Here is a 15,099-nt window from a genome sequence, read left to right on the forward strand (position 1 = left end):
ACCCCAACAACCACCCACGTTGCCAGTTGCCCAGCCGCTGCTGTACGTCGCCGGCGGGTACCCAGTACCAGGGCAGGGCAACGAAGTTCGGGTCGGCGTGTTGGGCAGCGTCAGGGGTAGGCAGGTGCGTGCTGCTACGGTCGCTCACCCCCTCGTAGGTGCCGAAGCGGTGGTCGTAGTGCCAGATCATCTTCGCTTCGTAGAGCGGCAGGTAGCAGGAGCGGGGAGTGGGAATGTCCCCGTCCCCCACGCCCTTCACAAAAACATTCCCCACCAGCCGATAGCCCTCCCCCTCCAGCTCGGTACGGGTGCAGAAGAGGTGGGAGTCGTTGGACATATGGAACATTGCCAAAAAACGCACACCCCAGGGGTTGCGGGATGCGTGTCGGGGGTCGACGTTCCCCCCTCCCCATTCCCCTCGCTCACCAGCACCGGCACCCGCTCGTAGATCGCTCTGGTCAGTTCGGCGTCCTGGCGGGTGCGGAAGACGGGCAGGGTGTGCGTGTTGGGGTTGATACGGGTGATGTCGGTGCTCGTCAGGCTGAAGACCCGGCGCGGGTCGCGGAGGTGGTCGGTGCGAGTGGCAAAGAAGGCAAAGCGCATGTCCTCGTCTCTGCTCGCGCCGCCGTCGGTCTGGCCGTGGATGGTGAGCAGGCAGAATTTGTAACTACGATGGACGTGAGGGAAGATGGCTTCCCGGTTCTCGAAGTCGAACAGGCTGACCAGGGTCTCGCTCGTGACCAGCTCGGCGAAGAAGTGCTGGTTGGTTGCATCGGTGGCGATACCGGTGGGCAGAATGACGCCGGCCCGTCCGCCGGGGGCCAGCAGGGTGCGGATACGTTCGGCAAAGACCGAGTAGGTGTTGATGTCGCCGCGTCCGGTGAGCGGGTAGAAGCCACTCCCGCGCAGGAAGCGGCTGGCACTCTCGGCAGCGTGCAGGGAGTGCTGATACGCCTGCCAGAGGTCGGGATTGGTCTGCGGCAGGGCGGCGATCAGGCGTTTGCGGGCCGCAGCGTTGGGCGCAGCGGCGATGCTGGCGTCGCGGCTGGCGAAGAATTCCTGTTCTTGCAGTTTGATGCGCTCCCACGGCGGGTTGCCGAGGACGACGTCGAAACCGCCGGCCCTCACCCCTGGCCCTCCTCCCGCTGGGAGGGCGAACACGTCGGGGAACTCCAGCGGCCAGTGGAAGAAGTGCTGTTCGGCAGCGATGGTTTCAGCGACGGCGCTGAGCCTGTGATCAACGACTTCCTCACCGGTCAGCGCGGCGCGCACGACTCTGGTGGTGATGTGGTCGGTGGTCTGGGTTTTGCTAAACTGCTGAAAGAAGGCTGCCGTCCACAGATCGCATGCCTGCTTCCAGCGCTGGAAGTTGGGATCGTGCGCACGCTCATCGTAGCGCTGACGCTTGCGGCGCACATTCGCCGGTGAGTCGTCGGGGATGGCATCAACCTCGGTCATCAAGCGAGCCAGGGAGCCGAGATCGGGGTCGAGCTGCTGATCGAACAACCCCAGATCGATCTGCCCGGCCTGTTCGTGGCGGTTGCGTTTGCGGATACCGCCAGCGATCTGTTTGTCATCGGTCGAGAGCGGTTGAAAGGCGGCGTCGGGAACGCCGGCGCCGATCACGCTCAGATCGCTCACCCCCACCAGCGAGTCGCCGCACTTGATGCGATGGTCGAGGAAGGTGAGCGGGCGGGCGACATCGTGCGACTCAATCCACAACGCGACGCGGGCCAGCTCGACCGCCAGCGGGTTTTTGTCGACGCCGTAGATGCAGTGGCCGATCACCTCGCGCACGCTCTGGCGCACGGCGTCGGGCGATGGTTCACTCTCGCTGTGGCGCAGGCGGGCCAGTTCACGGCCCAGGTAGCGGGCAGCAGCCAGCAGGAAGTGACCGGAACCGCACGCCGGATCGAGTACCTTGAGCCTGAGCAGTGCGGCAATTTTGGCGTCGGTGGTACGGGCAGCCTTGAGCCGGGTTGCCAGCACCGGCTGCAACGCACTTTCGACCAGTTCGTGAACGAGTTGCGGTGGGGTGTAGTAGGAACCGGTGGTTTTGCGTTCCGAACCACTCGACAGGCTAAATGACCACGGCTCGCTATCCTTGCTGATCAGCGGGTGGTAATCGAGCAAACTCTCGTACACCGACCCCAGCTCTTCGGTATCGAGCGCGGCGTAATTCACCCGCCGGGGCTGGTCGCGCTCTTCTGGCCGGTACCAGCCCAATTGCCAGATCGCTTGCAAGAGCACGCTGTTGCGCAACCGACACTCATCGAGGGGCAAGGGTTCAAACAACTCACCATTGAGCGGCGCGACCCCCAACGCCGCGGCGAAGCGCTCGTCACGCAGTGCCCGCCAGAGCGCTCGCAGGCTGTGCCAGAGGTCGAAGTCGTCAGTATGGGCAGCGCGTTCGGCACTCAACCGCACCAGGCGGCTGAGGCTGTAGTGATCGCGGTAGAGGTCAGAGGCACTCATCAGGCCGCGATTCTCGGCCACCAGCAGAAAGAGCATCCGATACACCAGGCGCAGCAGGTCACCGTAGAACTGAAGCGGATTGGTGGGGCGATAGCCGTCGGCCAGAAAGCCGTTGGCGAGAGTCGTCAGCGCCTGCTCAACCCCTTCGCGCAACCGCTCACGCACCCGCCCACCCTGTTCGAGCGCGGTACGGTAATAGCCCTCCAGCCAGCAGCGCTCGGCATCGTCGTACCCCTGCGGCAACCGAGAGCGATGCAACAACCGATAGGCACGCACAAAGTCGTCGAAGCGGTGATCGGCAAAGATCATGCCGAAATCAACTTCGAGGTACGACTGCCGGCTCGTCAGGGTTGCCTTGCGCAGCAGACGAACCACGCTGCCGTTGGCAACGATCCCCCAGAGCGCATCGCTCTGATTGAGGTATTGCTGCATCAGCGTGTGGGGTGACCAGCGTGGACGGCTGTTTGGATCGATGGTGCCTAACGGTTGGTCAACCGCGACGAGATGCATGGGCGGGGATTCGGCGGCTGGGGCAGCCCGATGCGAGATCGGAAACGAGAGTGTACCTGCCTGATACGAAGTATCATTTCGTTGCACATCATAGCCGAGCAAGCTGAAGAACGGAACGTGCCACTGATTGCGGGTGATGCGGGTGATCTGCCCGGATGAAGCGTGATCACCGAGGCGCTGCACCTGCTGTTGAAACAACTCCCACTGTGCCCGGGCAGCGGCAAACACGGCAGCCACCTCATCAGAGAGGGTTCCGCTCAGGCCGAAATCGGCGGCCCGCTGACCGGGCAGGTCATTGCGGTCGAGTTGTTCAAGCAGGTCGGGCGAAAACAGCCCACCTTCAATCCGAATCGCGGATGTCATCGCCATCTCTTTAGCTTCAGATCAGCGGCTTCGCACCATTGGCTGCAACACCAGCAGACCGATCAGATCAGGGGGAAAGATCGGCTCAACCGCCACCCCCCGCACTTGTTCCTGCATCACCCGTCGGACATCGCGGTAGGCTTGCTTGAGATCGGCAGCCCGCCGCTCGATTTGCCGGTGCAGCTCCTGCCAGATTGGGCGGTCACGGGTCACTTGACCGAGGTCGTTCAGCACCAGCTCGGCCAGTTCCCGCTTTTCGTCCGATGGTAGATTCGCAGCGGGTTGGGCCGTCGTCAACAGGTGCAGCGCCTCGTCGGCAGGCAGCCAGTGCCGCTCTGTACCGCTGGCAAAGACAAACCCGCTGACCAGTGCCTCTTCGGCCAGCAGCGGGCGCTGCTGTGCGGGCAGCGTTACCAGGTAGCGCGAGCGGGTGAGGAGTAAGACGGTCAGCCGATTCACTGCTGTCGTGCGAATCACGCCTACCCGCGCCACCACGGCTGGGGTGCCGTCGCCACGCCGGCTCTGGGCAAGAGCAGCTTCAAACAGGTAACTGCTCAGGGTGCTGACCAGTCGGTGATTACGCCCGACGTACTCAGCGCCGGGTGGGGTGGGCGAGACGAAACTGATGGCCCATGGGTCGGTCTGACGGGGCAAGGCGTCACGCACTGCTGCCGGCGTATAGGGTCCGGCTTCCACGAGCAGCACATCGGGCTGGCGCGGATGCGGGCGTAACCGCAGATCGAGCCGGCTGGCCGCCGTGACCACAAAATCACGCACCTCAGCCGGCTTGCCGAGCACGCGGTCGGTAGCGTCCAGAATGGGCTGCACATCGGCCAGCTTCAAGGCATGCTGGGCAAAGCGGGTGCGCGTCCGCCGCTCCCGTTCGGCGGCCTCATCCCAGCGTCGGTGAAAGTCCTGGGTTGCCGGTGCCACCAGATCAAGTGTCAACTGTTGCGCGTTCGGGCTACGGCGCAAGAACAGGGCCTGGGTCAGCGCTTCAACCACACTCTCGGAAGGAACCGGCACGTGGGCACCGAGGGCACGGCGAATTTCGCGCGCCTTGCGCAACAAGACATCAATCACGACACCATCAACCTCGTTGTTAAGGCCGTAGTAGCGAACCGTCACCACTTTGGGCGCCTGCTGGCCGTAGCGATCAACCCGCCCTTCGCGCTGCTCCAGACGGTTCGGATTCCATGGCAGATCGTAGTGGATCGCGGCATTGTATCGCTCGTGCAGGTTGATCCCCTCTGAAATACAATCGGTGGCGACCAGCACCCGTGGTCGGTCGAGCGGAGCCGCTGCAATCACCGCCCGTCGCTCCTCTTCCCCCATCCGACCGGTGACCAGGGTGACGTGGCCGTCGGTAAGCTGTTGCCGCAACGCCTGCGCCACATAGTCAGCCGTGGCCACATAACGACACCAGATAATCGGCGAAAAGCCATCGTCGATCAGGCGGCGCGTCAGATCGATCACTCCGTGCAGTTTGGCGTCCTGCCCCTGACGGGCAATCTGTTCGGCGCGGGCGGCAAACGCGGCCAGGCGGCGTTGTTCACTCTCGTTGAAGGTGGTCTCGGCCTGCTCAATCACCGCCGTTGGCGGCTCATCATCCGGTTCCGCCACCTCCGTCTCAAAGACAATCCCCTGCCACAGCGCATCATCGAGCGGTTCATCGTCGTCAGCGTACAGGCGGGTGGCCCGCTTCCGCAATGCCATCACTGCCGCTGCCGGACTGGACATCACACAGCGCAACAGTGAGAGTGCCGCCCAATAGCGGACACGGCGTTGTGGTTCGCGCAGGCCATCGCCGCTCCTGACCAGACCGGTGCAGAAGGTATAGACATCGCGAAACAGATCGTAGTAGGCGGGTGTAAGCGTATAGTGCTCATCGCGCAACTCGCGTTGGGGAAAACCAGGCAGGCCATCGGCCCATCCCTGCTCGATGTCGGCGCGGGTACGCTGGACAAAATGGTGCGCAAGGCGTGCCCGTTGCGCTTCGTTGAGGTTGCTGACATCCCACTCTGCGAAGGCTGGATCGAGCAACCCAATCAGGGTGCGAAATGTGGTTGGGGCGCCACTGTGGGGGGTGGCCGTCAGCAAGATGAGATGGCGGTCAGCCCTGGCCGCAAGCTCGCGCACCAGATCGTGCCGCAACTGCCCAGCGGTTTCCGCTGCTGGCGCCACCCCGTGCGCCTCATCGACAATCACCAGCTCCGGGCAGAACAGCAGAAAGCGGGTGCGATTGCGGGCCGTCTTCACCCAATCAATACTGATCACCTGAACCGGAAAATGCTCATACATATCCCGACCGGCGGGGGTCTGGCGTTCGAGCTGAGCAATAGTACCGGGACGGATGACTACCGCGTCGAGGTGAAACTTCTGCTGCAACTCCTGCTGCCACTGGTCGCAGAGGTAGGGCGGGCAAAGCACGGCCAGGCGGCGAATCTCACCCCGATCCCACAATTCACGAGCGATCAACAGTGCCTCAATCGTCTTTCCCACCCCAACATCATCAGCGATCAGCATGCGCACCGGCTGAAGGCGCAGGGCCATCAGCAAGGGCACAAACTGGTACAGACGGGGACGGATCGAAATCCGTCCCGGCGAGCGCAGCGGCGTGGCGCCGTCGCGCAAGGCCATACGTGCCGCCAGCCAGAGCAGCCTGGTCGCCTGCGCATCCTGCACCTCGGCGGCGGTCGGCAGCGGAAACTGCGCCTCACGCACCCGTTCGGTCGGTAGATCATAGGCCAGCACCTCGCTCAACACCCGCGAGATCGCCACCACCTCATCGCTCCGTCCGGTCAGTGGCCGCAGCAGGATGCGGTCATCATCGCTACCGGGCAAGAGCACCCAATCGCGTTCGCGACAACGGACAATCGAACCGGGCGTCGGCATGGATGAGCCTCCTCGGACAGCTTACCAGGCGCGCAGGTATTGCGGAGGTGGAGCGAGGTCGTGGCCCAGCGCACGGGCAGCGCGGAGCGGCCAGTGCGGATCGCGCAACAGCTCACGCCCCAACAGCACCAGATCGGCCTCGCCATTCCGCACAATCGCATCGGCGTGTTCAGGGCGGGTAATCATCCCCACTGCAGCAGTCGCGATCTGCGCTTCACGGCGTATCTGTGCGGCAAACGGCACCTGATACCCCTCACCGACCGGGATACTGATACCGGGAGCAATCCCACCGGAACTACAGTCAATCAGATCAACCCCGTGTTCGCGCAGCATCCGGGCCACCTCAACCGTATCGGCAATCGTCAACCCTTCCGGCGTCCAATCGCTACACGACAGCCGGACAGCAAGCGGCAACTGTGCCGGCCAGGCGGTGCGCACAGCATCGGTCACTTCGAGCAGCAGACGGGCCCGACCGCGCAAATCACCTCCATACGCATCGGTGCGGTCATTGCCGAGCGGCGAAAGAAAATTGTGCAGCAGATAGCCATGCGCGGCGTGAATCTCGACCCAGCGAAAACCGGCGGTGAGTGCTCGCCGGGTGGCAGCGGCAAAATCGGCCACCACCTTCGCAATCCCCTGCGCATCGAGCGGCGTCGGTTGCGGATAACCGGGCGCAAACGGTTCGGCCGTCGGCCCCACCACCGGCCAGCCACCGGCTTCTGGCGGCACCAGCTTACTGCCCTCCCAGGGCCGACCCATACTCGCCTTCCGCCCGGCGTGCGCCAGTTGAATACCGGGCACCGCGCCCAGACTCTCGATCAGACGAACCAGTCTGGCCAGCGCATCGACATGATCGTCGCTCCAGATACCCAGATCGAAGGGTGAAATGCGGCCCTCTGGTGAGACGGCGGTCGCCTCTAAGATCACCAGTCCGACACCACCGGCAGCGCGGACGCCCAAATGCATCAGATGCCAATCGCCGGGGAAGCCATCATGGGCACTATACTGGCACATCGGCGACATCCCGATCCGGTTACGCAGCGTCACTGCGCCAATTGTCAATGGTGTAAAGAGATGTGGTTGCATAGTCTCATCTTCCTATACTGGCAGCTATCCTCTTGCCAGTATACCCGTATTCAGGGAGAGCAGGCAAATGGGAGGGAAGCCCCTCACCACACCCCCCAGCCCCCGCTCCTCTCCCTTGTCGGGCGAGGAGCGGGGGAGTGGTGATGGGCGTGCTCGGTAAGGGTTGCCGGTCACCGCAATCCCGGCCCCCCTCCTGGCCTCCCCCCGCTGGGGGGAGGAATGGTAAGGTGATTCCCCGCTGGGGGGAGGCAAACTCCCGCCCCCAGCGGGGGCGGGCTGGGGTGGGGGTGCTACCAGGACAGCAAACAGGACAGCGGAAAGCAGCCTATCGCCCCCCTGGGAGCGTGCACCTCCGGTGCGCTCACCACCTGCCTGCGCCGATGGCTCCCGCCCCCAGCGGGGGCGGGCTGGGGTGGGGGTGTTCTCTCCACGCCCTGCAAAGACAGACGGATTGGATGCGACACAGGCAGGCTACCGTCGCATACCGAATCGTGCTTAACAAGGTGTATGGTGCGGGTGTCATCCTCGTGTAGAAGCGTTACCGGATGTGCCACTGACAAGTTGCTTGTGACCAGTCGTCGGCGTTGTAGGGGCGACACATGCGTCGCTCCTACCCGGCGTCTAGCGGTGCATCGTTCACGTGCAGCAGGGAAAGAGGTGGCGGTCATGGCCTATGCTGCCAGATGTCCTATCAGGACGCCCCAATACATCTAAACGCTCCCCTCGCCCGCGCAAGCGGGAGAGGGGCCGGGGGTGAGGGCGTTCTCCCCCGGCTATCCCCAACCCGTTCGCTTGATAACGCCGTTCACCACATGCAGTAGATACCGTATAATACAGCCATCGTTTCCCGATGAACCATAGCCGATGCAATGCAGTCGAGACAGCCATGCATACCTTCCATCCCCAAAACCCCGATTGGGAACCGCGTGTCCGGGCCAGTTTTGCCCGTCAGGGGCTGATGCAGGCGCTGCATGCCGTGATTGAACACCTCAAACCCGGTGAAGTGGCAATCACTATGCCTGCCGATCCGACCTACAGCCAGCAGCATGGCTACATCCACGGCGGTGCGATCGCCAGCATTCTGGATAGCGCCTGTGGCTATGCAGCACTGACATTGATGCCCGTCGGATGGGAAGTGCTGACCGTGGAATTCAAAGTCAACTTTCTCAGCCCGGCCCGTGGTCAGCGCTTTCTGGCGGTGGGGCGCGTGATGCGTGCCGGCAAAACAGTGACCGTCTGCACCGGCGAGGCGTTTACCGTCGATGGTGAACGGCGCATTCCGATTGCCCTGATGCAGGCGACGATGATGGCTGTGACAGAGATGCCTGAGCGCTAGCAGCTATAATGATTGACAGACCTCGTAATCGTGATGAGCGCATACAGTATCCCGTGACCGGCAGGGAACCCGCTCCGCCCCGCGCCGGTTCGCGAGCACGGTTGGTGCGGCAGCGTGGCTGGAGCACGCCACACGACACGCACAGGTCGCGGCAAATGTGTGTTTGCTGTTCAGCCGGTGCGTAGTAAGACCGGTTGCCTGATGCTACCTACCGTACTACCCCATACTCCAGCCCGTGCCTCCACAACCTCCACTCACCAGTCATCACCTACCCACCAGCCGACGCCTGCGCAATCAACCGATCCATCATCTCAACCAGGTGTGTCATCTCAAGCACCGCAAACACCGCCCGCGCCCGTTGCAGGTAGGGCAAGGCTTGCGCATTGCGCCCGCGTTGCAGAAGGGCAATGCCGTAGTTGCCGAGATCAGCGCCTTCGCTGTACCGGTCATTAATCATTCGTCGCAGCGTCAGTGCCTGTTCGAGCAACTGTTGGGACGTTGTCGGGTCGGTATCGAGGTGCAGACGGCTCAACGCAGCCAGCGTGTTGGCTTCGTCGAGGCGGGCGCCGAGGGCGCGGTAGGGACGGAAGGGATGTATAACTTTTGGAGATGGTGGTATTGAATGAGACGCTACAGTGCATACTGCTACAAGGTAAGAATAGCTCTTGATAAATTTCGCATTTTGTGGTATTCTCTTGCTACAAAATAACGGTTTTGCCAAGACATGTTTTGTTTAGATATCATGTGAGTCAAGTCACAGCGTTTAAATATAGACTCTTCTCACGTGTGTAGGTGTCTACAGACAATATCACGAGACGTGTGAAGAGATAAATTAGTAGTGTTGGGAGAACTGTGGAAAGTTCTTGCAGCCTCATCTGGTTATTCGTGATGCATGTTGTAGCGTAATTTAGTGTTGGTCGTCTTTGAAATAAGAGAAAATAATACTAAGTTGATGTAACATGTTTATTAGAAGAAAGACAACAGGTGTGCAATTGAAAACGTTTATTTACAAACTGCGTCCAACACCTATTCAATTGGCACGTCTAAGTGAGACGTTAGAAATTTGTCGCTGTCTGTACAATCATGCACTTGCCGAACGAAAGAGAGCATGGTTAGAGGATGGTAAGTCGATAAGTTTCGCTCACCAGTCGGCCAAGCTGCCCACTTTGAAGCAGCAATGGCTTGCGTTGCAACATGTCCATTCACAAGTACTGAGCAATACGCTGCGTCGTGTGGACTGTGCATTTCGAGCATTTTTCCGGCGAGTTAAAGCCGGGAAGAAGCCGGGCTATCCTAGATTTAAAGGTAGAGGCTGGTACGACAGTTTCACGTATCCGCAATGGGGCAATGGTGTCAAGTTGGAGGGAAGACGACTGATACTCTCCAAGATTGGTGCTATCCGATTGCACAATGATCGCCCACTTGCCGGAACGCCGAAACAGTGCACCATTGTACGTAAAGCCGATGGTTGGTATGCCCACGTGGTTTGTCAAACTGATCCGTTACCTCTTCCGCCTACTGGGAAGGCTGTCGGAATTGATGTTGGCCTGGAGTCGTTCGCCACTCTGTCGAATGGGAAGCAAATTCCCAATCCAAGATTTTATCGTGTTGCCGAACGAAAGTTAAAAAAGGCACACCGTCGTCTCTCCCGACGGATGAGAGGCAGTAACCGTTATCGGAAAGCGCGTGATCTATTGTCCAGAGCTTACCTCAAGGTTAAACGAGCGCGTCTTGATTTTACCCATAAAACAGCTCGTGCATTAGTGAATGAGTATGATCGTATTGTCACCGAGAGGCTGAATATTCAGGGGATGCTGCGCAATCATCCTCTTGCCAAATCAATTGTTGATGCCGGATGGGGATTATTTCTGAAGATTCTTCGCGCCAAGGCTGAGAGTGCCGGGCGTATCGTCGTAGAAGTAAACCCCGGTGGGACATCGCAAAACTGTTCTCAGTGTGGCGAATATGTTCCTAAACGGCTTGCCACTCGCTGGCATTCCTGTCCCTACTGCGGCTGTGAGATGCACCGCGATCAGAATGCCGCACTTAATATTTTGCAGAAGGGCGGGGGCACCGCCTTCGGGGAGGCTCTACCGCTGGGTGAGCCGAAGAACCGAGAATCTCGTACTCAGTAGAGGCGGGAATGTCAGGGAACTGCTGCACGTCGCCGATGGCCTGGAGCGTGTTGGCTTCGCCGAGGCGGGCGCCGAGGGCGCGGTAGAGGGTCAGCGCCGCCTCATAGCTGCGCAGGGCCGCGTCGCGGTCGTCCTGAAACTGCTGCACGTCGCCGATGGCCTGGAGCGTGTTGGCTTCGCCGAGGCGGTCGTTGCTGCGGCGGGCGGCGGCCAGGGCGCGTTCCAGACGCGCCAGAACCTCTGGCCGGCCTCGTTCATCTCTGAGCATCCAGTAGTGCCCCAGCCGGGCCGTGGCCCGCACTGCACGGTTGACCCCGTTGCTGTCCGTGTCGTGGTCGTAGCCCCAGTCCAGGTAGCGGGTCAGATTGGGTTGTTCGAGGGTCAGGATGGTGATCGCGGTGCGTTCGTTCCCGATTATTGCTTCGTCAGTAACCTCGATCAGGTCGGCGAAGTATGCCAGGGCAGCAGGGGCGTATGTCGCAAATGCGTCCGGGATGTGCTGCGCGAGTCGGGCTTCGGCGTAGCGCCGGGCCGGTTCCGGTAAGGCACACTGGGTGTAGTCGGGGTGACCGCGCCATTCGGCCATGCCGTAGCGCACAACGGTCTCCAGCGTCTCGTCGGCCAGGTGGAGGATGGCCTGGGCGGCATTGCGCGTCAATCCGGCCGGGAAGAGCGCCAGAAACATAAAGGTGCGTTGGGCATCGGCAGGGAGGATGGTGTACGAGAGATCGAGGGTGGCAGCCAGACTGGTCTCGCGATCCTCGTCATCCCCCGGATAACGCAAGGTGCCCTGGGGATTGGCCTGCAACCGGCGGCGCAGGTCGCGCAGGCTGAGGCGGGCCTGGCGCATCGCCGTCGCTGCCAGCCGGATCGGGAAGGGATAGCCGTCCAGAAACTGCATCAGGTCGCGCCAGTCATCCAGAGTCCAGGTGCCCCACGCTGTCAGGGGTGGCGCGTAGGTGTAGAATGCGGTTTTGGCTTCTTCCGCCGTAAACCGGGTCAGTTCGACCGCCTGATGATGCACCTGTCCCGGCAGAGCGATCCGCGCTGTGGTGATCAGGCGCAGGGAACGGGTGCCGAGCAGCGCCCGCAGCAGGTCGATCAGGCCCTGGCGGTCGTGGAGCAGCAGCGCGTCGAGGTCGTCGAGGACGAGCAGACTCTGGCGGTCGGCCAGTGCTCTGTCCAGGGTGGTATTACTTTCGGCATTCCTGGAGTCTAACCTCAATTCGAGCGCAATCCGGCTGCGCGCCTCATAAGCGCTGTTCACGTTTCGCAGCGCAACCAGCCAGACGCCGTCCCGCCAGCGGGCGCGTTCGTGTTGCCAGCGGGCCGCTGCCTCGGCCAGAGCGGTCTTGCCCATACCACCCATGCCGTGGATCGCCACGCAGCGATTGTCGCGCAGCGCCTGAGCAATGATGTGCAGTTCACGGCTGCGGCCAACGAAGGGATCGGCGCTCTCCGGGCTGAGGTTGGTCTGCTGCCATGGCGGTCGCCGGAATACCAGGTTGCCGGGTGGTGGTGCCGGTACAAGTGGTTGCGCGTGGCGCGGGTCACCCTCTGGCAAGAGGCGAAACTTCACCTCTTCCTGCACATTCAAGGGCTGGAGCGTCTCCGGATCGTACACCTGACGTAGCTCGTCGTCGGTAAACACCGCTGCCCGTCCGGCAGCGAACGCTTCACTCACCGGACGGCCCGCGAACAGCGCGGCGTAGAAACGGACGGCGAAGACACGAGCAGCGCGATCAAGCACCGGATCGGCGGCATTGATTGCAATCACGTGCTGGACACCGGCGGCGATCAGTGCCTCGGCCAGACCGGCAGAATGGCAGGCGCTAAGGAAGGCCAGCCGGCACGGCTGAGTACCGATCAGACGGCGGAACTCGTCTGCGTGGAGATCGCGCAGAACACCAGTCTCATCTTCTAGCGCCAGCACACTCGAACCGTCGAGGTAGCGGCTACCGTGCCCGCTGAAATGCAGGACAGCGAACGGCTGGTGGGCGGTGGCGAAGAGATGCCCCAGCCGTTCGGTAGTGGCGATGGCGGTCTCGATCTCAATCGCCACACCCAGGTCGCGGCAGACCTCTGCCAGACTCTCAATCTCCTGCTGCACCGGCAGCATGGGAATCGGTGTCAGCTCGCCTTTGTGCCGCACGACCAGCGGCGCGGCGAAGAGCAGTAACATCCGCACCGGCATCACGCCTGCGGCGGTGTCTTGAGCAGCCATTCCAGCACCTCCTGGTCGGTAGCGTGGGCCAGATTGAGCGGCGGTTGTCCGGCGCGACGCAGCGTGCCCTGCGGCGTCTTCCCCTGGTCGCGCCTGGATTGACGGTAGGCGTTGATCTTCTCGGCGAGGGTCATGATCGCGGCGACACTGCCGGCGATCTCATCCAGGTCGCGGATCACCACCACGATGGTCTGCCAGTCGAGGTCGCGGTGCTGCACCGGGCGGGTGGTGAAGCCCGCCTGCTGCAACACGAGGGCAAGGGTCTCGGCCTCGCTGGGTGGGAGATCGATTGCAATGCGGAGTTCGTGGCTTATAGGCGGTAGTTAAGGGTATCGAATGCTCTCGTCAATTATAGCAAGGAAATCGCTCACGTGCGATGGCAATTGACCCACCATCGAGGGCGGGAAGGTTCTTTGATGGCATGGGGGTCATTGCAGGCAGTGAATCTTCGTTGATAGTGTACATCGCTGTTGATGCCTGGTGTTTGGGTTGCCGTGCCCGGCGGGGCATTCGCTCTGCCCCGCACCGGATCGCAAGCACGGTTGGTGCGGCAGCCACGCTGCCGCACGCCACACGACGCGCCACGGGAACTCCGGTCGGGCAACGCTATCCTTTCTGCAACGTGATCCTGCTGTTTGCGGAGCGACAACGCTGGTTCTGCTCATGCGTGCTCAGAGGGGAGGGTGGTCGGCGGAACGCGGGTGATGAACGCTGTAGCACTGGATGTGAGAGGGGCTGTCCGGTGGTGCGCTACACCCCCCCGCTGGGGCTATGTGGTTTGTTTTGGTGCTGTCTGGCTTGATGTTGTGTGCGACATGCCCCCACCCTAACCCGCCCCCGCTGGCGGCGGGAATGTCTTGTGCGGGATAGCATTCGTTGTCGTGAGTTGGTGCAGGGGTGTGGCTGGGTGCGCCGGAGGCGGGCGCTTCCGGCTGCGGATGGAAGGATTTTGTACGGCTATCACCACTCTCAACATAACAAAGCGCACCGTCGGATGACGACGCGCCTATAGCGGGTTTATTGCTGCGCTGGGGGATTATTCTTCGTTAACATAACCCTGCAATTGTGGGTTCAGGGATGGATCGCGCAGCTTGCGGAGCGCCTCGTGTTCCAACTGGCGCACGCGCTCGCGGGTTAGGCGGAGGCGTTGTCCGATCTGTTCAAGAGTGTGCATCGGCTCACCGTCCAGGCCATAGCGCAGGCGCAGAATGCTGCGTTCGCGTGGCGAGAGCTGTTGCAGAGCGTGTTGGACATCGGCTTGCAGCATGCTTTCGCTCACTTCGTCGAAGGGGGTGGGCTGAAGCGGATCGGTCAGAATCTCGGCCAGTGCGCCACCGCCATCTTCGGTATGCGGTTCATCGAGTGAGGTTGGTGCCAGACCAGCCTGTTCGGCCCGTTCGACTTGCTCTACGCTCAGGCCGGCAGCCTGGGCCAGCTCTTCCAGGGTTGGTTCGCGGTCGAGTTGTTGCGCGAGTTCCTGGCGTAGACGCGAAAGTCGGCTGAGCCGTTCGCCAAGATGAACGGGTAGGCGCACGGTGCGGCTATGGTCGGCAATAGCTCGTCCAATGCTCTGCCGAATCCAGTACGTGGCGTAGGTGGAAAACTTCAGCCCACGACTGGCGTCAAACTTATCAACGGCGCGCATCAGGCCAACACTCCCCTCCTGAATCAGATCAAGCAGGCTCAGGCCGTGACCCTGATAACGGCGGGCAATGCTTACAACCAGACGCAGGTTTGAGTTGATCAGTTGGGCACGGGCCTGTTCCCCGGCATTGACCTGGGCCATGAGCCGTTGTTTTTCTGCCAGCGGAAGCAGCGGTTCGTTTTGCAAACGTTCGGCCGCTCGCCGACCCTGGCTCAGGGTGTGGGCCAGGTGCTGTTCCTGCTCAAAGGTCAACAACGGCTCGGCACCAATCTCGTTCAGGTAGAGCACTATTGGGTCAGATGCACTGCGGCCAATCGTGGTAGGGTTTCTCATTCTACCTCCTTAAACATCGGTGAATACTGCCGATGTTTGTCATGTGAACCGTGAGTGGTACGTATGAGACGTCATCAGGTGCCTCGGTGGTTCCCCA

The 15,099-nt window shown here is 61.5% G+C and carries 10 protein-coding genes; 2 read left to right on the forward strand and 8 right to left on the reverse strand.

Features of this window, described 5'->3' with window-relative positions:
* From VAE57_RS07975 to VAE57_RS07990, 4 genes are all read right to left on the reverse strand, one after another.
* A partial coding sequence (locus VAE57_RS07975) for a hypothetical protein (protein ID WP_322821352.1) occupies positions 1 to 259 on the reverse strand: 259 nt, incomplete at its 3' end.
* Positions 256 to 3,348 (reverse strand): Eco57I restriction-modification methylase domain-containing protein, encoded by a 3,093-nt coding sequence (locus VAE57_RS07980; protein WP_322821353.1) that lies wholly within the window; start codon positions 3,346 to 3,348, stop codon positions 256 to 258. The genes VAE57_RS07980 and VAE57_RS07975, both read right to left, overlap by 4 nt.
* A gap of 21 nt (positions 3,349 to 3,369) precedes the next feature.
* Positions 3,370 to 6,243 (reverse strand): helicase-related protein, encoded by a 2,874-nt coding sequence (locus VAE57_RS07985; RefSeq protein WP_322821354.1) that lies wholly within the window; start codon positions 6,241 to 6,243, stop codon positions 3,370 to 3,372.
* A 21-nt stretch (positions 6,244 to 6,264) separates the two neighbouring features.
* Positions 6,265 to 7,329 (reverse strand): NADH:flavin oxidoreductase/NADH oxidase, encoded by a 1,065-nt coding sequence (locus VAE57_RS07990; RefSeq protein ID WP_322821355.1) that lies wholly within the window; start codon positions 7,327 to 7,329, stop codon positions 6,265 to 6,267.
* Positions 7,330 to 8,215: 886 nt separating this feature from the next.
* Here VAE57_RS07990 and VAE57_RS07995 point away from each other — a divergent pair.
* Positions 8,216 to 8,665 (forward strand): PaaI family thioesterase, encoded by a 450-nt coding sequence (locus VAE57_RS07995; protein WP_322821356.1) that lies wholly within the window; start codon positions 8,216 to 8,218, stop codon positions 8,663 to 8,665.
* Positions 8,666 to 8,933: 268 nt separating this feature from the next.
* Here the strand turns inward: VAE57_RS07995 and VAE57_RS08000 are convergent, their stop codons facing one another.
* Positions 8,934 to 9,197, reverse strand: a complete 264-nt coding sequence (locus VAE57_RS08000) for a tetratricopeptide repeat protein (protein WP_322821357.1) — start codon at positions 9,195 to 9,197, stop codon at positions 8,934 to 8,936.
* Between the two features lie 460 nt (positions 9,198 to 9,657).
* Between VAE57_RS08000 and VAE57_RS08005 the strand changes: the two genes are divergently transcribed.
* The gene (locus tag VAE57_RS08005) at positions 9,658 to 10,800 is read left to right on the forward strand and encodes a transposase (protein ID WP_322821358.1); all 1,143 of its coding nucleotides are present in this window, start codon (positions 9,658 to 9,660) and stop codon (positions 10,798 to 10,800) included.
* Here the strand turns inward: VAE57_RS08005 and VAE57_RS08010 are convergent.
* From VAE57_RS08010 to VAE57_RS08020, 3 genes are all read right to left on the reverse strand, one after another.
* The gene (locus tag VAE57_RS08010) at positions 10,712 to 13,024 is read right to left on the reverse strand and encodes a CHAT domain-containing protein (protein WP_322821359.1); all 2,313 of its coding nucleotides are present in this window, start codon (positions 13,022 to 13,024) and stop codon (positions 10,712 to 10,714) included. The genes VAE57_RS08005 and VAE57_RS08010 overlap by 89 nt on opposite strands.
* Positions 12,994 to 13,275 carry a hypothetical protein gene (locus tag VAE57_RS08015; RefSeq protein WP_322821360.1) on the reverse strand — a complete coding sequence of 94 codons (282 nt, stop codon included), beginning with the start codon at positions 13,273 to 13,275 and terminating at the stop codon, positions 12,994 to 12,996. The genes VAE57_RS08010 and VAE57_RS08015 overlap by 31 nt, the downstream gene beginning before the upstream one ends.
* A gap of 785 nt (positions 13,276 to 14,060) precedes the next feature.
* On the reverse strand, positions 14,061 to 15,002 hold the full coding sequence (locus VAE57_RS08020; protein WP_322821361.1) for a sigma-70 family RNA polymerase sigma factor: 942 nt from the start codon (positions 15,000 to 15,002) through the stop codon (positions 14,061 to 14,063).
* Positions 15,003 to 15,099 lie beyond the last annotated feature (97 nt).

The organism is Chloroflexus sp. (genome assembly GCF_034434295.1).
GTDB lineage: Bacteria > Chloroflexota > Chloroflexia > Chloroflexales > Chloroflexaceae > Chloroflexus.

Excerpts from the sequence above, each read along its gene's own strand:
- VAE57_RS07980 (WP_322821353.1), bottom strand. The coding sequence starts at position 3,348 with ATGACATCCGCGATTCGGATTGAAGGTGGGCTGTTTTCGCCCGACCTG.
- VAE57_RS07985 (WP_322821354.1), bottom strand. The coding sequence starts at position 6,243 with ATGCCGACGCCCGGTTCGATTGTCCGTTGTCGCGAACGCGATTGGGTG.
- VAE57_RS07990 (WP_322821355.1), bottom strand. The coding sequence starts at position 7,329 with ATGCAACCACATCTCTTTACACCATTGACAATTGGCGCAGTGACGCTG.
- VAE57_RS07995 (WP_322821356.1), top strand. The coding sequence starts at position 8,216 with ATGCATACCTTCCATCCCCAAAACCCCGATTGGGAACCGCGTGTCCGG.
- VAE57_RS08010 (WP_322821359.1), bottom strand. The coding sequence starts at position 13,024 with ATGGCTGCTCAAGACACCGCCGCAGGCGTGATGCCGGTGCGGATGTTA.
- VAE57_RS08020 (WP_322821361.1), bottom strand. The coding sequence starts at position 15,002 with ATGAGAAACCCTACCACGATTGGCCGCAGTGCATCTGACCCAATAGTG.